An 18,465-nucleotide genomic window follows, 5' to 3' on the forward strand; every position below is an offset into this window, starting at 1 on the left:
CGTTGCTATAGGCGACGGGACGGGCTGAGCAGGCGATAGACCGGGGACGGGCCGTCAGAGGAACGCGTCTGGAGGGGGTTGAACCCAACCCTCTTTCGGAACATCGACATGATCCGCTCCATCGTTCTGGCCGCCTCGGCCATCGCCCTGTTCGCCGCCGCTCCGGCCTCGGCCGCCGAAGTCCGCGTCAAGCTCGCCGGCAAGTCGGCCGCCGAAGTCCGCGCCGAAATCGTCAAGGCCGCCTCGACCGTCTGCTGGCAGGACGTCCGTGGCGAAGCTCTCGCCGGCTATCTGTACCCGGCCTGCATCCGCGCCTCGGTCAACGACGCCGTGTCGAAGATCAACAACCCGGCCCTGAGCGCCTACAACTCGGCCAACCCGTCGTCGGGCGCCGTCGTCGCGCGCTAAGCGACAACAGCTTTCAGTACCAAGCTTACCAGTACCAAGCGTTCAAAACCCGCCGCGGCTCAGTCGCGGCGGGTTTTGCTTTGTCTGGATGGGAAGGCTGCTTCCGGGACGATGTGAGGTTCGGTTGTCGACCCAAGTCGGACCTTCGCTATGGAAGAGGGTCCGAAGATCTTGCCGCCTTAGCATAGCCCAGATTACGACACAACCCGAGGGCGATATATTCGTCTCGAGTTGGGGGCGGCATGCAAGTTTTCCGACGGCGGCGGCTTGCCTCCGTCGCTGCGCTCTCACTAGCGCTCCACATTGTGGTACTGGCCTGGCTGGCTCGCCCTGCCACTCCAAATCTGCTGACGACCGGCCCTGACCTGCCCTTGATGTCAGTTGAATTGTTAAGACCCGTAAGGCCGAATCCGCCGTCAGTACGAACCGCCGCCGGTCGCGCCGTGCCGCAAGCTTTTGCGCCCGCGCGCGCTGTGGTGACGACCCAAGCTCCATTCCTACCCGCCGTACCTGCTGAGGCCGGCACTGTTCCAGTACCGGCTAATCCCGGCGTCGCGGAAAACCTGCGCGCCGCGCTGCGTGCTGGCGCTGGCTGCGCGGAAGGGACCTTCCGGTCACGGGAGGAGCGAGAAGCTTGTGCTGAGCGGCTTGGCCGGCTCCGCGCCGGGGCTCCTAGCTACAATGCCGCGATAGACCCTGGGAAGCGGGCCTACTACGATGCGGTCGTCGCAGCGGGATCGTCGGGCGGGAGCTATGGCGAACCCAAGCCCAAGGGCGCGAACCCGGACGGCGACTACTTCCGCGTCTTCAACTGTTCGATCCCCTTTGGCGTCGGCAAGAAGCCGAAGAGTCGCCAGGGCGAGCTTCGCCTAGGGCGAACACCATGCTCCATTCCCTTGCAAGGTAGCTTTTTCACGCCCGAAGCCAGCGTCCCAAAGCAGTAGACTACGCCCCCTCCGCCAACACGTGAGGACGGGCTGACGAACCATCCCCTGAACCTGCCGATCGATACGCCGCTGTGGTGCTCTCCGCGCCGCCGGCGCTTAAGCTTGGCAATGGCCTACCCCACCCAACGGCGACGCTCTAAACATCCGCCGCGGATCACGCTCGCCTTCCGCGACCTCGCCCACGACGAAAAGCCCGCCGGGATCGCTCCCGGCGGGCTTTCAATCGTCAGTCGAGACCGTGAAGCCTTAGGCGGCTTGAGCGGCGGCCTTGGCCTTGGCCTTGACCTGCGACTTGATCTTCAGGGCGCGCGGCGACAGCTGCTCGTCCTTGGCGCCCAGCAGGAACACGTCCAAGCCGCCCTTGAAGTCCAGGGTGCGCAGGGCCGCGTTGCTGATGCGCAGCTTGAAGCTCTGGCCCAGCGACTCCGACTGGAGCGTGGCGGGCGACAGGGCCGGCAGGAAGCGGCGCTTGGTCTTGATGTTCGAGTGGCTCACATTGTGGCCGACCATCGGACCGATACCGGTAAGTTCGCAACGGCGCGACATGGTGGTTACCTTGGCTTGGGCGAAACCGTCTGGCTCGGTGAAGAGCCTGGTCCCGATAAGATATGAATTCGGACACGCGACTGGACTAGGCCGACCGCGCGAGAGCGGGCGATATAGGCGAAGGGTCGCCCCTGAAGTCAAGGCGTCTGGCCAAGGATGTCCCGCATCCGCGCCGGCGCCCCGACAAGGAACCGGCCGCCCAACCTCCGCCTTCAAGCAGGGTTCATATGCCGCTCTATATAGGAGCGGTATGAAGGAGACCCGCCGCATGCGTTCGACCGCCCTTGCCGCCGCCATTCTGGTTCTCGCCGCTGGCGGCGTCACCCTGGCCCAGCCCGTTGTCCACGCGGCGGCAGCCAAGACGTCCGCCTCGAGCAAGACGACGATTCTCCCGGGTCAGTGGGAGTACGACTACAAGGTCGGGGTGATCCCGGTCAGCAGCGAGCGCAAGTGCCTCAAGCCCGCCGACGCCGAGCAGTTTTCGCGCGGCATCTGCACCCGGCGCTACCGCTGCGACTACACGACCAATGTCGTCAGGGACGGCAAGATCCAGCTGAAGGGCACCTGGACCGACAAGAAGGACCGCGTCTCACCGGTGACGGCCGAGGGCAGCTACACGCCCGAGAGCTTCAAGATGGACATCCACATCAAGACCATCAGCGGCATGAACCTGGCCGGCAGCATGAACGCCAAGCGCGTCGCGGCCGAGTGCGCGCCAGAAGAGAAGACGGCGGAAAAGGCCCCGGAAACGACATCGAGGTAACGCCGCTCCGCGAAACCCATTTGTGGTTAATCCGCTTTAAGCTACAATAGCTTGTAGGGAACAAACACCGAATTGGCCGACGTCGCCGATTCGGTTCATGATTCGTTTCGCCCCTGTTCGAAGAAGCGTTACCGCGCGTTAAGAGGCGTGAGCGGACGGTCCTCGGACATCGCCGAAATCCCATCCTAGGAAAGCGGGCGTCCGCCTTCAGCCCCCACGCCGCGGCGCGACCGAGAACTCCAGGTCGAACAGCGTCGGGACCGCGTCTGTCCGCGCCTTCTCGAGGGTCAACAGCCTGGCCTTGGTTTCCGCCCCGCCCGGCGCGGAAAAGCCGCCCAGATCGCCCGAAGCGCCCAGCACCCGATGGCAGGGCACCACGATCGGCCAGGGGTTCTCGCCCAGGGCCTTGCCGACGGCCCGCGCCGCGCCCGGCTCGCCCATCGCCTTGGCCACCTCGCCATAGGTTGAGGTCTCGCCCGGCGTGATGGCCCGGGCGATCTCATAGACCCGCAGGTTGAAGGCCGGCTGGCCGTCCAGGTCGAGCGGGATGTCGGTCAGGTCGTCGCGACCGCCGGCCAACAGTCCGCGGACACGCTCGATGATCGCCTCGATCTCGGCGGTCGGCTCGTCCTCGACCGCGTCGGGGAAGCGCTTGCGCAGCTTTGCCCAGGCCGCGCCCGGCGAGCTCTCCGGCAGTTGCAGGCCGATGAGGCCGCGATCGCCCCAGGCGACGCCGCAGCGGCCGATGATCGTGTCGAACAGGACAAAACGCTGGGCGCTCATGACGAAAAAATAGCAGGCCTGTTGCGACTTGGGAGGGGCGCGCCGTACGTTTTCCGAAACTTGCTAAGCTTCGGAGGTCACCTTGCGCCGGATCCTGCTCGCCGCCCTGCTGGCCGCGACCTCTTTTACGGCCGCGAACGCAGGCGACATCCTGATCCACGGCGGCCCGATCCACACCGGCGTTGACGCCAAGCCGATCGCGCAAGCGGTGCTGGTCCGCGACGACAGGATCCTGTTCGTCGGCGATCTGGCCGCCGCCAAGGCCAAGGCCGCCAAGGACGTCCGCGACATCGACCTGAAGGGCGCCGCCGCCTACCCCGGCTTCGTCGACGCCCACGCCCACCTGACCGGCATCGGCCTGCGCGAACTGACCCTCAATCTCGACCAGGTGAAGTCGGTCGCCGAGCTGGTCGCCGCCGTGAAGGCCTATGCCGCCGCCCATCCGGAGGGCGCGATCTATGGCCGGGGCTGGATCGAGACCCACTGGCCCGAGAAGCGCTTCCCCACCAAGGCCGATCTCGACGCCGCCGCGCCGGGGCGGATCGTGGTGCTGGGACGATCGGACGGCCACGCCAGCGTCGCCTCGTCCGCCGCCCTAGCCAAGGCCGGGATCACCGCCGCCACGGCCGCGCCGGCGGGCGGCCAGATCCTCAAGGGCGCCGATGGCCAGCCGGACGGCATGTTGATCGACCACGCCCAGGCGCTGATCGAGGACGTCATCCCGCCTCCCAGCGAGGCGCTGAAGCGCGAGGCCCTGCGCAAGGCGGGCGCGCTCTACGCCGCGCGCGGCTGGACCGGCCTCGACAATATGAGCGTCATGACCGACGACCTGGCCTTGCTGCGCGACGAGGCCGCCAAGGGAAGCTTCCACATCCGCGTCGACAACTACATGGACCCCAGCGGCGCGGCCGAGGTGCTGAGCAAGGGTCCCCAGACCGACGCCACCGGCCTGATCCGGACGCGCGGGATCAAGCTCTACATGGACGGCGCCCTGGGCTCGCGCGGCGCGGCGCTCCTCGAGCCTTACAGCGATGCTGAAGGGCTTGGATTGCAGCTGACCCCGCAGGACAGGGGTCTGGCGCTGATGAAGCAGGCCAGGGCCGTGAACGCCCAGGTGGCCATGCACGCCATCGGCGACCGCGGCAACCGCATGACCCTGGACTGGTTCGAGCAAAGCCTGGCCGGCGATATGAAGGCGCGCTGGCGCATCGAGCACGCACAGATCGTCGCCGACACCGACGTGCCGCGCTTCGCCAAGCTGGGCGTCATCGCCTCGATGCAGCCCAGCCACGCCATCGGCGACCTCTATTTCGCGCCCGCGCGCCTGGGCAAGGACCGCCTGCACGAGGGCTATCGCTGGAAGGACTTCCTGAAGGCCGGTGTCGTGGTCGCGGCCGGCTCGGACGCCCCGGTCGAGGTCGGCGACCCGCGCATCGAGTTCTACGCCGCCGTCTACCGCCACAGCCTGGACGGCTTCGCCAACGCCGACTGGCATCTGGAAGAAGCGGTCACCCGCGCCGAGGCCCTGAAGATGCTGACCCTGGCTCCCGCCTACGCCGTGTTTCGCGAGAAGGAGCTGGGCACGCTGGAGGCCGGCAAGAAGGCCGACCTGACCGCCTTCGACAAGGATCTGATGACCATCGAACCCAAGGAGATCCTCACCGCCCAGCCGGTGCTGACCGTGGTCGACGGCAAGGTGGTGTTCAGCCGTTAGGAGTTCAGCGGGACCACGCGGATCTCGTTGACCCCGATACCCAGCAAGCGGGGATCAGGGACCCCATGGAACGGCGGCGGCGCGGCGGCCTCGGGCAGGCGCAACTCGACCTTGGTCGGCTTGCCTGGGGTCGCGCCGCTGATCTGGACCGAGAAGACGCCACGGGTGATCCGCGTGCGACGCTGGACCTTGCCGTCCAGCACCACCTCGATCGCCTGGGTGTCGTCCTTTGACGGGCCGATGGCGATGACGTTCAGAAGCAGCACGAAATCGCGCGCGCCTTGGGTGTCCAGGATCAGCCACGCGGCCTTGCCGTCGCTCCAGATGGCGAACTGCTCGGGCAGGCCCCAGCCCGGCCCGAGCTCCGGGGGCTTGACGCCCTTGTTCAGGTAGATCACCGGCGCGTCGGCCAGCTGCTTGGCGGAGACGGCGACATAGGGCTGCAGCCCCCGGACCGTCTCAAGGCCGCGCCCGCACAGCAGGCCTCGAACGAAACGGTAGCAGTCAGAGCGCTGGCCGAAGGCCTCGAACAGGGCAGGCTTCTCGACGGGGTCGCCGATCACGGCGGTGATCGTCCGGTCTCCGGGCGCGGCGTCGACCTTGGCCGCCGACTCGACCTCGCAACTGACCACAAGCGGGCGGGCCACCGGTCCGGAATTGGAGACGCCGTGGCGGCGCAACGCCAGATGCGACATCTGCATCGTCGCCCAGGCGTCGACATTGCTGGAGCACTCGATCACCGGCTGGAAGCGCCAAGGACGGCCTTCGAGCGCCGGATCGGTGCGCAGCACGGCGTCGTAGAAAGGCGTCGTCCGCACATAGACGCCACGAACGGCGCGGATCATCTGGCTCATGTCGGCGACCTGCAGGCGCCAGGGCCAGGACTAGCAGGCCGATGCCCAGGCGGCCGGGCTGGAGACGATCGACCTGGACGACGCCGAACGCCAGGATCGCGTAGCCGACGATCCAGAAGAATCGTCCGTGGCAGCGGAACAAGCCGACGATGTCGCCGAACAGTCCTGTCGGACGCCCGACGTCGAACATCAGGAAAGGCCCGAAATAGGGGCGCGGTCCGATCGCGTAGACGGTCAGCACGACCAGAGCGGCGATCAACGGCCCAAAGCGGCGCCAGGCCGCGGCGTCCGGCTTCCGGCCGCGCACCAGGCCAATCACGACCTGGACTCCGGCGGCGAAGACGATCAGCAGCACGCCCGCGCCGAGATAGTTGTAGCCCTCGAACGGCTGGCCCAGGACCTCCAGCGTGCCGGTGAACCAGACGCCGTTCCATGTCTGCCCGGCCAGGGCCGAGGCCTGGGGCCAGAGCGGGCCCAGAACGTTCATCGAGAAGGAGCCCAACGACACGCCACCGCCGGACATGCCGACGCCGCCATAGCCCAGCGCCCAGGCGGCGAAAGCGACGGCGGCGACGAAGGCGACCGCGGTGACAGCCGCATTGGTCCAGGCCTTGGCGCGCCGCTGCAGCAGCTCCGACAACAAGCCCGCGCCCAGGCAGGCGGCCACCGGCACGAGATGGTAGGGGTGGGTTCCCGTGGCCACCAGACCGAGCATGGCGATCTCGATGATCCGCCGACGGGTGAGACCGAACCGCGCGACCAGTACGGTCCAGGTCGCGCCCAGGATCAGCAGAAAATGGCCAGCCAGGGCGATATGGCCCAGCTGGCGCGAAAGCCAGGCCGGGAAGAACAGCGACAACAGTCCTCCCAGCAACAGGGACGACAGGCGCCTCACGCCGCAGGCCCGCAGCAGAGCAACCATGGCCAGGGCCTGGGCGACGTAGGCGATCAGCAGGAACAGGGCCAGCGGGTTCAACACCCGACCTAGACCCAAGGCTTTCATGATCAGCGTCAGCCACGGCAGGCTGTCGGTGTAGACGATCGATGTGGGTACGGCCTCGCCGCGCAGCGCGGTCGTCACGCCCAGCGGGAAATGCCAGGGTTGGTCGATGATGGCGTAGTGACCCGCCATCATCGTGGCCATGTCGCCGCCCGGCTCGAGCCAGTAGTCGTGGTCCGCGCTCAGCAGCGGCAAGCCGATGACGATGTGGAACAGGACGACCGCCGCCAGAACGAGCACGGCGAACATGGCCGATCTGGCCGATACAAAACGCTGCACGACGCTCCAGCCCCCAAGAACGTTGCCCTAGCGCTACCCAAGGGTGAGAGGGTTGTCCAGCTCCATCGGACGTGAAGTCACGGCGGCGCCGCACCGCCTTGCCTCGTCACGATTCCCGCCCCACCTTGAATCCATGAGTGATCGTTCGACCGGCCTGGCTCCTTCGAAGCTGACCGCGGTCCTGGGCCCGACCAATACCGGCAAGACCCACCTGGCCGTCGAACGCATGCTGGCCCATGGCTCGGGCATGATCGGCCTGCCGCTGCGCCTGCTGGCGCGCGAGATTTATGATCGCGTCGTCAAGCTGCGCGGCAAGGCCTCGGTGGCGCTGATCACCGGCGAGGAGAAGATCGTCCCGGCCCGGGCGGTCTATTTCGTCTGCACGGTCGAGGCCATGCCGCTGGCCCGCGAGGTCGAGTTCCTGGCGGTCGACGAAATCCAGCTGTGCGCCGATCCCGAGCGCGGCCATATCTTCACCCACCGCCTGCTGCACGCGCGCGGCAAGTTCGAGACCATGTTCCTGGGCGCGGGCACCATGGCTCCGCTGGTCCGTCGCCTGCTGCCGGACGCCGAGATCGTCTCGCGCGAGAGGTTTTCGAACCTCTCCTACGCCGGCTCCAAGAAGCTGACCCGCCTGCCGCGGCGCACGGCGATCGTCGCCTTCTCCACCGACGCGGTCTATGCGATCGCCGAGCTGATCCGGCGCCAGAGGGGGGGCGCGGCGGTCGTGATGGGGAGCCTCAGCCCCCGCACCCGCAACGCTCAGGTCGCGCTCTACCAGTCGGGCGAGGTCGACTTCCTGGTGGCCACCGACGCCATCGGCATGGGCCTGAACATGGACGTCGACCACGTGGCCTTCGCCGGCCTGCGCAAGTTCGACGGCAAGCGCACCCGCTGGCTCTATCCGCAGGAGGTCGGCCAGATCGCCGGCCGGGCGGGCCGCTACACCCGCGACGGCACCTTCGGGGTCACCAGCGACTGCGAGGAGATCGACGAGGACCTCGTTGAAGCCGTCGAGAGCCACACGTTCGAGCCGATCACCCAGGCCGAATGGCGCAACGCCCGCCTCGACTTCGGCTCCCTGCCCGGCCTGCTGCGCTCGCTGAACGAGACGCCCAAGCGCAACGGCCTGTCCCTGTCGCAGGAAGCCCTGGACGAACGCACCCTGCGCGCCCTGGCCCAGCAGGAAGACGTGATCAAGCGCTGCAAGACCGACCGCTCGGCGCTGCTGCGTCTGTGGGACGTGTGCCAGACGCCGGACTTCCGCAAGACCACCGACGACGACCACCAGCGCATGGCGCGCACTCTGTTCGACGACCTGACCACCGGCCGCAAGCGCCTGCCCGAGGACTGGATCAACAGCCAGTACAAGGCGCTTGACCGCGTCGACGGCGAAATCGACAGCCTGGCCGGCCGCCTGTCGGGCGTGCGCACGCTCAGCTATATCGCCAACCGCCCGGACTGGGTGGCCAATCCCGCCCACTGGCAGGGCCTGACCCGCCAGCTTGAGGATCGGATCAGCGACACCCTGCACGAGAAGCTGATGGCCCGGTTCATCGACCGGCGCACCAGCGTGCTCATGAAACAGTTGGGCGAACGCGAGACGCTCTATGCCGGCGTCGGCCAGGACGGCGAGGTGACGGTCGAGGGTCACGTCGTCGGCCACCTGTCGGGCGTCGCCTTCACCCCGGTCAAGGCGACCTCGCCCCTCGAAGAGAAAGCTCTACGCAACGCCGCCCAGCGCGCGGTCGGGCCCGAGATCGCCAAGCGTTTGGGCTTGCTGGCCAGCGAAGCCGACGACGCCTTCGCCCTGACGCCCGACAGCGCGATCCTGTGGCGGGGCGAGGCGGCCGGGGCCGTGCGCCGCGACCTGCCCCTGCTGTCGCCCCGCGCCCGCCTGCTGGGCGAGCTGGGCCCCGCCGCCGTGCGCGAGCGAGCCGAGCGGCGTCTGGACGCCTTCCTCGCCTCGGAGGTCGACAGGCACCTGGCCCCATTGCGCAAGCTGGAGCGCGCCCTGGCCGGCGGCGAGCTTCGCGGCCTGCCGCGCGGCGTCGCCCACCGGCTGCTGGAGGCGGGCGGCGTGCTGGACAAGCGCCCCGTCGATCCGGAACTGAAGGCCCTGAGCCAGGCCGAGCGCCGCACGCTCAAGAGCCTGGGCGTGCGGATCGGCGCGTTCAGCCTCTACTGTCCCGCCGTGCTGAAGGCCGAGGCCGTGGCCTGCGCCCGCGCCCTTAACCCGACCGGCTGGCGCGGCGCGCTGACGACGCTTGAGCCCCTGCCCTCGCCCGAGCCGTCGGCCCGCGAACTGTCGGCCAGCGGCCTGCGCGCCGTGGCCGGCTTCAGCATTCCGGTGGGAGCGCTGGAAGAGCTGGACGCCCTGCTGCGCGCCGAGCAGCAGCACGGCGGCGTGGTGCTGACCGACAAGGCGCTGGAGACCTTGGGCTGGACCGCCAAGCAGGCGTCCAACGTCCTGCGCGCGCTCGACTACACCCCGGCGATCCGCGCCAAGCCCGACCAGCCGATCGTCTGGAAGCGTCGCGGCGCCGCCAAGCTGGAGCAGAAGCCGGTCAAGGCGCGCCCGGACTCGCCATTCGCCGCGCTCGCCAAGCTGACCGAACCGCCGCCTCCGCCCGAGCGCCGCAAGCGGCCGCGGCGGCGCAAGCCAGCCGCGGCCAAGCAGGCCGCGTCATGACGGACGTCCATGGAGACTCCGTCCGCGCCGACGTGTGGCTGTGGCGCGCCCGCTTCTTCAAGACCCGCTCCCTGGCCGCCAGGTTCGTCGACGAGGGCCGCATCCGCCTGACGCGCGCCGGAACCGAGAGCCGTATCGACAAGCCCTCGCGCACGGTGAAGCCCGGCGACGTGGTGGTGTTCGGCCTGGGCGGCCGCCTGATCGCCGTGCGCGTTCTGGACTGCGGCGAGCGCCGAGGTCCGGCGACCGAGGCGCGCGGACTGTACGAGGCCGTCGAGGGTTAGCCCTCCGTCGCCGCCGCGGGCGGCCAGATCCTGGCGACGACTCCGCCGCCGTCGCGATTGCCGATCGCCAGCTTGCCGCCGAATCGATTGATCAGCCGCTCGGCGGTGGGAATGCCGAGGCCGAAGCCGCCGGTGTCGCGAGCCCGCGCCGCGTCGCCTCGAAAGAACGGTTCGTAGATGCGGGCCATGGCGTCGGCGGTCAGGCCCGGCCCCTGGTCCAGCACCTCGATCAACGGCCCCTCCGGACCGCCCGCGACAAGCCTGACGCGCGCCTGACCGCCGAAGCGCACGGCGTTGTCCACCAGCCGGATCAGCGCCTGCTCCAGAGGGCCACGATGGGTGGTGATCTCCAGAGCCTTGCCGCCTTCGTAGCGCGCCGCCTCCGGCCATCGGGCCGTCACGCCTTGGATCAACGAAGGCAGGTCAACGACCTCGGCGGTGCTGGACGAGTGCTGGGCGCGCAGCCAGTCCGAGAGCGATCGCAGCATCGCGTCCAGTTCGCCGACATTGTCGGCCACCAGGGTCTTGATGTCGTCCGGCTCGATATAGTCCGCCGCCAGGGTCAGGCGGGCCAGCGGCGTGCGCAGGTCGTGGCTGAGCGCCTCCATGGCCCGAGCCTGGTCTTCGATCAGGCCCGCGATGCGGCGCTGCATGTCGTTGAACGCCCGGCCCAGCTCGACGATGTCGTTGGGCCCTTCGATCACGATGGGCGACGGCGGCGCCGCGCCGACCTGGCGCGAAGCCTCGGTCAGGCGACGCAGCGGCTCGCCCAGCTGACGCAGCGCATAGGCGCCCAAAGCCACGCAAGCCAGGGAGAAGACCAGGGTCGTGGCCACCGCGCGCAGGGCGATCGGCCAGGGTCGGGGGAAGTTGCGCGAGCGGAAGGTCAGCCACCGGCCGTCCTCCAGCCCCATGACCCCGACCAGGTCTCGGCCGCCCTCGGGCCGGCTTTCGGACCACAGGCGCAGCGATCGCGCGGCGAGGCTCGGCTCCCACTGGCGGACATAGTCGGCGATGGCGTTGGCCTCGGCCATCCGGCTGCGCGTGACCGGCGACCCCTCCGGCGGCAGGATCGCGACCTTGGCCTCCATGTAGTGCGAGGTCATGACCTTGTCGAAATCGGCCTCGCCCAGCTTAGCCACTCGCTCGCCGACGACCAGCAGCTCGCCGATCCGCCGCGCGTGGTCTTCGCGCAGCGTCTGGCGATCGATGGCGCTATAGAAGGCGACGCTGGCGCCCAGTTGCACCAGCACGACGGCGACCACCACCCAGATGGACCGCCCCACGAAGCCGCGAGATCGCCACGGCGCCTTGCCCATCGTCAGAGTCATGCCCTCAGGCTATACGAGGCCGTGGGCCCAAGGCCACTAGGGGTTGACCCCAAACCCCTTCAGAAATCCGGCCACCTCGTCCGCCGGCATGGGCCGGCCGAAATGGTAGCCCTGGACCTGGTCGCAGCCATAGTGCTCCAACGCCTTCAGCTGCGCGGCGTCCTCGACCCCCTCGGCGACCACCTTCATGCCCATCGAGGAGCCCAGGGTGATCACCGCTTTCACGATGGCCTCGTCCTCGGTGTTCTGAACGAAGGACTTGTCGATCTTCAGGCGGTCGATCGGGAATTGGCGCAGGTTGGCGAGGCTGGCGTAACCGGTGCCGAAGTCGTCCAGCGCGATCATCACCCCGGCGTCGTGCAACTGCTTGACGGTGCTGCTGACGAGATCCGAACCCCAGCCCATATAGACGTTCTCGGTGACCTCGATGGTCAGCCGCTCGCAAGGCACGTTCCAGCGCGCCAGGCGCTCCTGGATTTCCTCGGCCAGGCGGCCCGAACGGAACTGGGCCGAGCTGATATTGACCGCCACGCGGCCGAACTCGACGCCGTCCTCCAGCCACTGGCGCATCTGCTTCAGCGCCGCTTCGAAGGCGACGTCGCCCAGCTTCAGGGAAAGGTCCTGGTCCTCGAACGCCGCCATGAAGCGGGCCGGAGTCAGCACGCCCTGCTCGGGGTGGACCCAGCGCATCAGGGCCTCGAAGCCGGCGACCCTGTTCTCGCGGATATCGACCACCGGCTGGTAGAACAATGTGAACTCGTTCTCGACCAGGGCCGCGCGGACGTCGCGCAGCAGCTCGAGCCGCCGCTCGACCTCGGAGCGCATCGACGGCTCGAACACGATGCTGCGGTTCCGGCCGGCCTCCTTGGCGCGATAGAGCGCGATGTCGGCGTTCTTGATCATGTGGGCCGGATCGGCGTCCGGGTCGCCATGCAGGGCGGCTCCGATGCTGGCGCTGGCCGTGAAACTGCGGCCGCCGTGCTCGATCGGCTGGCGCAGCAGGTCCTGCAGCTTGCCGATCGGCCGGGTCATGTCGGCTTCGCCGTGCAGTCCCCTGAGGATCACCGCGAACTCGTCGCCGCCAAGGCGCGCCACCGTGTCGTTGCTGCGGAAGGCGCGCTGCAACATGCCGGCCAGTCGCTTGAGCAGGGCGTCGCCGGCGTCATGGCCCAGGCTGTCGTTGATGTCCTTGAAATGATCGACATCGATCATGATCAGGCCGAACATCTCGCCCAGCGTCTCGGACGCCGTCACCGCCTCCTGGAAGCGGTGCTGGAACAGGGCGCGGTTGGGCAGCCCGGTCAGTGGATCCTTGAAGGCCAGGGTCTCGATCGCCTCGGTCTGGCGGCGGCGGTCGGTGATGTCCTTGAAGAGATTGACCAGCTTCTCGGGCTTGCCGTCGGCGCCGACGAACACCTTGCCGACCGAGCGGACCCAGGTCTCGACGCCATCCTCACGATTGAGCTTGAACTCGAAGACCCGCGCCTCGCCGATCTTGCGGGTGGCCACCAGGTCGGCGCAGCGCTGGCGGTCCTCGGGATCGACGATCTCGAGCGGGTCGTCCTTGAAGGTGCAGTACTTCTGCAGAGCGGGCGCGTGGCCCGAGAAATAGACCTCCTTGGTCCGCAGGTCGTATTCGCGGACCAGCAGATCATCCAGTTCCAGAGCCATGGTCAGGCGCTGCTTGTCGCGCTCGGCGCGCAGTACGCTGTCGGCATAGCCGGTGACGTCGCGCGCGGTGATCATCACCGCATAGGTCTCCTCGCCCCCTGAGGCCGCGTCCCGGCAGGCGCTGAACTCGGTGCGCCAGACACGCTGCGCGCCCTCGGCGTCGACGGTCGGCAGGTAGCGCGAGAAGGCGATACCCGCCTCGGCGCAGATCAGCAGCGATCCGACGTCCTCGGACGCCACCAGACCGCCCGCTCCGGCGTCGTCGCCGAGGGTCAGGCTGGGCGCTATGCCTTGCCGCGCCCACTCGCGGCTGACGGCGACCAGCACAAGGTCGCGATCCAACAAGGCCGCGGCGAACGGAACCTCGCGGACGAACTCGCCGAACGCACGGGCGCGCGCCTTGGCCAGGGCGCGCGTGGCGGCGTCGGCCTCTGGAACGGGTTGGGCGGCCAAGGCTTCAATTTTCATCGGTGTCGGCTTCCCGACTTTGTTTTTATTGGGCGTTTCCAATCCCACATATTGGCGTTCGTTCGATAAGAAAGTGTTTGCGGCGGCAACACCTCCGAAGGGCGCATTGTCGCGTCCGTCGGGCACGGCCTCAGAAAGAGGGCAGAGACTGGCTACGCATAGAGAATTCCTGGGCGCGCGCGCGGCCAAGCCGCATTGACAAGCGAGCTTCAGACTTCGAAAACGCCCGCGCCGAACTCTGTCCGACATCATTCGAGTTATCGATGACCTACATCGTCACCGACGCCTGCGTCCGCTGCAAGTTCATGGACTGCGTGGAGGTATGTCCGGTTGATTGCTTCTACGAGGGCGAGAACTTCCTCGTCATCAATCCCGACGAATGCATCGACTGCGGCGTCTGCGAGCCGGAGTGCCCGATCGACGCCATCAAGCCGGACACCGAGGATGAACCGGACGGCAAATGGCTGAAGATCAACGCCGACTACGCCAAGATCTGGCCGAACATCACCGTCAAGGGCGAGCCGCCCGCCGACCGCGAGGATTTCGAGCGCGAGACCGGCAAGTTCGAGAAGTACTTCAGCGAAAAGCCCGGCAAGGGCTCGTAAGCTCGCTGGCGCGCCCGTTCTGGTGGGATATCAGAAACGGGTCGGCAGGCTCGGCTTCCAGCGCCAGGAATGTGGCGGGCGTTGAAGCCGCTTAGATTTCGACTGCCGCGCTCCGTCGCGATTTCTCAAGCTTGATCCCCCGCCAAGCCGCGAAAGCTTGGCGGCGCGCCCGCCTTTGCCGGACGCAACCCTTTCATAGGGCTGAATTTTTATGCTATTGTCGCTGTCGACGTGACGGTTGCGGCTAATCGCGACGGTCCGTCTTGTCGAAGAAGCCGTTTCAGCAAACCAGTTTGAACCGGCCCGCCCGATCGAAGGCGAAGGGTGTCTTAGAGATCTATTCCCAATCCTGACAGGTCTGGCCCCGCGCACCTTCTTCCGCGGAGCAAGAACCTGTCGTTTTTGATTTGGGAATGGAACACGGCGTTCGGGCCCCGCGGGCCCGCATAGATGAGGACGAACATGAGCAAGAGCGGTCTGGAATTCTCGGTCAGCGACCACGTCGTTTACCCCGCGCACGGCGTTGGCACCATTCAGGCGGTCGAGACCCAGGAAGTGGCCGGTATGTCGCTCGAAGTCTACGTCATCACCTTCGACCACGAGAAAATGACCCTCCGCGTTCCGACCAAGAAGGCCAAGACGGCCGGTCTGCGTCCGCTGGCGGAAGGCGGCACCGTTTCGCAGGCGCTCACCACCCTGAAGGGCCGCGCCCGCGTGAAGCGCACCATGTGGTCGCGTCGCGCCCAGGAATATGAAGCCAAGATCAATTCGGGCGACCTGATCTCGATCGCCGAGGTGGTCCGCGACCTGCACCGCGCAGAGAACCAGCCGGAACAGTCCTACTCGGAACGCCAGCTGTATGAATCGGCCCTGGACCGCATGGCCCGCGAAGTCGCCGCCATCGAGCGCATCGACCGCGAAGCCGCCATCGGCATCCTGACCAAGTCGCTGGTCAAGGCCGCCTAAGCGTCCCTGCCGTTCCGGCTACCGAAAACGCCCCTCGCCTCGCGGGGGGCGTTTTTGTTTGCCCGCGCCCTTGACGAACAGCGGTTGACCAATCCGATGACAGCTGTCAACGTCGACTCGTTGACGGCTGTCATCAGGAGGCGACCATGAAGATCAGTTCGGCGGAAAGCGTCGTGATGGAGGCGCTGTGGCGCCGTAGCCCCCTGACCTCGGAGGCCATCATGGCCGAGGTCCGCGAACCGCAAGGTTGGACCGAGGGCACTGTGAAGGTGCTGATCAGCCGCCTCCTGAAGAAGAAGGCCATCGCCGCCCAGGCCGAGGGCCGGCGCTACCTCTATTCGCCGCTGGTCTCGCGCGGATCCTATGTCCAGAGCGAGAGCCAGGGCCTGCTGGATCGGCTGTTCGGCGGCCGTCTGGCGCCGCTGGTCACCCACTTTTCTGAAGGCGACAAGCTCAGCGACGAGGACATCGCCGAGTTGAAGGCCCTGATCGAGAAGATCGGCAAATGAGCGCGGCGATCCTTCCCGTCGTCCTCCAGGCCAACCTGGTCCTCGCCCTCGCCGTCCTGGCGATCCTTGCCCTGCGCCGACCCGTGCGAGAGCGCTTCGGCCCGCTGGCCGCCTACGCCCTATGGCTGGTCGCCCCGATCTGCTTGCTGGCGGGCCTGCTCCCCGTCCATGCCCCGCCGGCGGTCGCCACGCCCGTCGTAACCCTGGTCGGCGCCGGCGCGCGCGGCCTGGCCCCCGTGGCCCGGCAGGCGGCAAGTCTGACGCCCTGGCTGGTCGCGGTCTGGGCGTGCGGCGTGGTGATCACGGCGGTGTTGTTCGCCGCGCGCCAGGTTCAGTTCGCCCGCGCGCTGGGCCGCCTCACAGCGCTGGAGAGCGATCCCGACATTCTGCGTGGCGAGCACCTGGGCGGCGGGCCGATGCTGCTGGGCGCTGTTCGACCGCGCATCGTCGTCCCGGCCGACTTCGAGACGCGCTTCGCCGGCCCAGCCCGCCGCCTGGTCCTCGAACACGAGCGGGTCCATCAGGCGCGCGGCGACGCCGCGATCAATGGATTGGTGGTCGGCCTGCGCTGCCTGGCCTGGTTCAACCCGCTGGCTCACCTCGGCGCCCGGCGTTTCCGCGTCGACCAGGAGATCGCCTGCGACGCCGCCGTCACCACCGCCAGCCCCGAAGACCGGCGCCTCTACGCCGAACTGCTGCTCGGCGCCGCCATGACCCCTTTTTCCGCACCGTTCGGCTGCCACTGGCCGGCGACCGGCGTCCATCCCCTGAAGGAGAGACTGATGATGCTGAATGTTGTTTCCACGACGACCGCCCGCCGGCGCGCGGGTCTGGTCCTGGTCGGCGCGATCGCCCTGGCCGGCGCCGGCACGGTCTGGGCCGCCACCCCCGCGCCCGCCAAGCCTTCGATCATCGCGCCGGATTGGGCCACGAAGCCGACCGCCCAGGATCTGGTGCGCTACTATCCGGCCGAGGCCGCCAAGGCGCACCTCCCCGGCCGGTCGACGGTCAGTTGCGACGTCAAGCTCGACGGGCATCTTGAGAACTGCACGGTGCTTTCGGAAAGCCCGACGGAGGCTGGCTTCGGCGAGGCGACCCTGGCGCTGACCCAGTACTTCCAGATGAAGCCGGCCTCGCTGGACGGCAAGCCGACCGCCGGCGGCAAGGTCACCATTCCGATCGTTTTCCAGGCCGGGCCCGACGCCCCCAGCCAGTAGCCTGACCAGAAGGCGCTCCGACCACGGAGCGCCTTCGTTCCCCTGATTGCCCGCGCGCGACAAAGCAGGCTAGCTGAAGACCTTCAGCCTTGGGGACGAAATTTCGCATGGACGCCAGGGCCGAAGCCAAAGCCCCGCAAGGCGCGGTCACCCGCTTCCTGGCCTCGGCCCCGCCCTGGGTGTTCGCGCTCTACGGCGGTCTTTCGTCGTTCGCCGTCTATTTCGCCATGTTCGGCTATCGCAAACCGTTCACCGCGGCCGCCTTCGCCCATCCCGACGGCTGGCCGTTCGCCTTCGACTTCAAGATCGCCCTCGTGATCGCCCAGGTCGCCGGCTACGCCACCGCCAAGTTCATCGGGGTCAAGGTGATCTCCGAGATGAGGGCCAGCCGGCGGGCCGCGGCCATCCTGATCCTGATCTTCGGGGCTCAGTTGGCGCTGCTGCTGTTCGGCGTGCTGCCCGCGGCGATCGGGCCGATGGCGCTGTATCTGAACGGCCTGTGCCTGGGCATGATCTGGGGCCTGGTGTTCGGCTTTCTGGAAGGCCGTCGCCTGACCGAGGTCCTGGGCGCCATGCTGTGCGCCAGCTTCATCCTGTCGTCGGGCGTAGCCAAGTCGGTCGGCAAGATGCTGCTGCTGTCCAATGTCGACGAAAAGTGGATGCCGGCCGTGGCGGGTCTGGTCTTCGCGCCGCTGATGCTGATCGCCGTGGTCGCTCTGGCCCAGTTGCCGCCGCCCTCGCCCGCCGACGAGGCCGAGCGCGTGCGCCGCGCGCCGATGAACGCAAAGGATCGCGCCGCCCTGTTCGCCGCCCACGCCCCGGCCCTGATCCTGCTGATCGCGGTCTATGTGATGCTGACGGCCCTGCGCGATTTCCGCGACAACTTCTCGGCCGAGATCTGGGCCGAGCTGGGCTTTCCGAACGCCGCCTCGATCTTCACCCTGTCGGAGCTGCCGGTGGCGGCCATCGTTCTGGTGGGCCTGGCCGCTCTGATGGGGGTCAAGGACAACCGCCGCGCGGTGACCTTCAACATCGGCTTCGTGGCCCTGGGCTTCGCCCTGCTGGGCGCCTCGACCCTGGCCTACCAGTTGCACATGCTGCCGCCAGTCTGGTGGATGATCCTGGCGGGCGCCGGGCTCTACATGGGCTACACGCCGTTCAACGCCATGTTGTTCGACCGGATGATCGCCGCCACCGGCAAGGTCGGCACCGCCGGCTTCCTGATCTATGTGGCGGACTCGTTCGGCTATGTCGGCAGCATCTCGCTGCTGCTGGTGAAGTCGTTCGGTCACTTCGACATCGCCTGGGGCCAGTTCCTGGCCATCGGGGCCTATGTCGCCTGCGGACTGGGCCTGGTCGGCCTGTTCTTCGCCAACCGCCTTCTGGCGAAGCCATGACCCCGTCCAGGTCGGCATGCGATCTCGCGAT

16 protein-coding genes are annotated in these 18,465 nt (G+C 67.8%); 10 read left to right on the forward strand and 6 right to left on the reverse strand.

The annotated features are described in order from the left end of the window. The first annotated feature begins 108 nt into the window (after positions 1 to 108). On the forward strand, positions 109 to 408 hold the full coding sequence (locus tag ACHMW8_RS03880; protein WP_125155295.1) for a hypothetical protein: 300 nt from the start codon (positions 109 to 111) through the stop codon (positions 406 to 408). Positions 409 to 1,601: 1,193 nt separating this feature from the next. On the opposite strand, the gene rpmB is transcribed toward ACHMW8_RS03880, so the two are convergent. Then, a complete protein-coding gene (gene rpmB / locus ACHMW8_RS03885) occupies positions 1,602 to 1,901 on the reverse strand; it encodes a 50S ribosomal protein L28 (protein ID WP_125155294.1) in 300 nt (99 codons plus the stop codon). 268 nt (positions 1,902 to 2,169) lie between these two features. Here rpmB and ACHMW8_RS03890 point away from each other — a divergent pair, with 268 nt between their 5' ends. Then, the gene (locus tag ACHMW8_RS03890) at positions 2,170 to 2,664 is read left to right on the forward strand and encodes a DUF3617 domain-containing protein (RefSeq protein ID WP_395444807.1); all 495 of its coding nucleotides are present in this window, start codon (positions 2,170 to 2,172) and stop codon (positions 2,662 to 2,664) included. 207 nt (positions 2,665 to 2,871) lie between these two features. Here ACHMW8_RS03890 and ACHMW8_RS03895 read toward each other — a convergent pair whose 3' ends face one another. Beyond that, positions 2,872 to 3,447: a methylated-DNA--[protein]-cysteine S-methyltransferase gene (locus ACHMW8_RS03895; protein ID WP_395444808.1), complete on the reverse strand. Its 576-nt coding sequence runs from the start codon at positions 3,445 to 3,447 to the stop codon at positions 2,872 to 2,874. Positions 3,448 to 3,529: 82 nt separating this feature from the next. Between ACHMW8_RS03895 and ACHMW8_RS03900 the strand changes: the two genes are divergently transcribed. Further along, the gene (locus tag ACHMW8_RS03900) at positions 3,530 to 5,161 is read left to right on the forward strand and encodes an amidohydrolase (protein WP_395444809.1); all 1,632 of its coding nucleotides are present in this window, start codon (positions 3,530 to 3,532) and stop codon (positions 5,159 to 5,161) included. Here ACHMW8_RS03900 and ACHMW8_RS03905 read toward each other — a convergent pair. Both ACHMW8_RS03905 and ACHMW8_RS03910 read right to left on the reverse strand, forming a co-directional pair. Next, entirely contained in the window at positions 5,158 to 5,724 is a 567-nt protein-coding gene (locus tag ACHMW8_RS03905; protein ID WP_395444810.1) for a hypothetical protein, read from the reverse strand. The genes ACHMW8_RS03900 and ACHMW8_RS03905 overlap by 4 nt on opposite strands. Beyond that, positions 5,666 to 7,294: a hypothetical protein gene (locus tag ACHMW8_RS03910; protein ID WP_395444811.1), complete on the reverse strand. Its 1,629-nt coding sequence runs from the start codon at positions 7,292 to 7,294 to the stop codon at positions 5,666 to 5,668. Before ACHMW8_RS03910 ends, ACHMW8_RS03905 begins: the two co-directional genes overlap by 59 nt. Before the next feature lie 133 nt (positions 7,295 to 7,427). Here ACHMW8_RS03910 and ACHMW8_RS03915 point away from each other — a divergent pair, with 133 nt between their 5' ends. Continuing rightward, a complete protein-coding gene (locus ACHMW8_RS03915; protein WP_395444812.1) occupies positions 7,428 to 9,986 on the forward strand; it encodes a helicase-related protein in 2,559 nt (852 codons plus the stop codon). Then, entirely contained in the window at positions 9,983 to 10,270 is a 288-nt protein-coding gene (locus tag ACHMW8_RS03920; protein WP_125155288.1) for an RNA-binding S4 domain-containing protein, read from the forward strand. The genes ACHMW8_RS03915 and ACHMW8_RS03920 overlap by 4 nt, the downstream gene beginning before the upstream one ends. Here ACHMW8_RS03920 and ACHMW8_RS03925 read toward each other — a convergent pair. Together ACHMW8_RS03925 and ACHMW8_RS03930 are read right to left on the reverse strand one after the other, a co-directional pair. Further along, entirely contained in the window at positions 10,267 to 11,601 is a 1,335-nt protein-coding gene (locus tag ACHMW8_RS03925; protein ID WP_395444813.1) for an ATP-binding protein, read from the reverse strand. The genes ACHMW8_RS03920 and ACHMW8_RS03925 overlap by 4 nt on opposite strands. Positions 11,602 to 11,637: 36 nt before the next feature. After that, entirely contained in the window at positions 11,638 to 13,740 is a 2,103-nt protein-coding gene (locus ACHMW8_RS03930; RefSeq protein ID WP_395444814.1) for a putative bifunctional diguanylate cyclase/phosphodiesterase, read from the reverse strand. Between the two features lie 263 nt (positions 13,741 to 14,003). Here ACHMW8_RS03930 and fdxA point away from each other — a divergent pair, with 263 nt between their 5' ends. From fdxA to ACHMW8_RS03955, 5 genes are all read left to right on the forward strand, one after another. Then, entirely contained in the window at positions 14,004 to 14,345 is a 342-nt protein-coding gene (fdxA, locus tag ACHMW8_RS03935; RefSeq protein ID WP_125155285.1) for a ferredoxin FdxA, read from the forward strand. Positions 14,346 to 14,807: 462 nt separating this feature from the next. After that, positions 14,808 to 15,311 (forward strand): CarD family transcriptional regulator, encoded by a 504-nt coding sequence (locus ACHMW8_RS03940; RefSeq protein WP_125155284.1) that lies wholly within the window; start codon positions 14,808 to 14,810, stop codon positions 15,309 to 15,311. A gap of 146 nt (positions 15,312 to 15,457) precedes the next feature. Then, positions 15,458 to 15,820 carry a BlaI/MecI/CopY family transcriptional regulator gene (locus ACHMW8_RS03945; RefSeq protein ID WP_125155283.1) on the forward strand — a complete coding sequence of 121 codons (363 nt, stop codon included), beginning with the start codon at positions 15,458 to 15,460 and terminating at the stop codon, positions 15,818 to 15,820. Beyond that, a complete protein-coding gene (locus ACHMW8_RS03950; protein ID WP_395444815.1) occupies positions 15,817 to 17,037 on the forward strand; it encodes a TonB family protein in 1,221 nt (406 codons plus the stop codon). The genes ACHMW8_RS03945 and ACHMW8_RS03950 overlap by 4 nt, the downstream gene beginning before the upstream one ends. A 107-nt stretch (positions 17,038 to 17,144) precedes the next feature. Next, positions 17,145 to 18,434 (forward strand): DUF5690 family protein, encoded by a 1,290-nt coding sequence (locus ACHMW8_RS03955; protein WP_395444816.1) that lies wholly within the window; start codon positions 17,145 to 17,147, stop codon positions 18,432 to 18,434. Positions 18,435 to 18,465: the final 31 nt, after the last annotated feature.

The organism is Caulobacter sp. UC70_42, assembly GCF_044056025.1.
Lineage (GTDB): Bacteria > Pseudomonadota > Alphaproteobacteria > Caulobacterales > Caulobacteraceae > Caulobacter.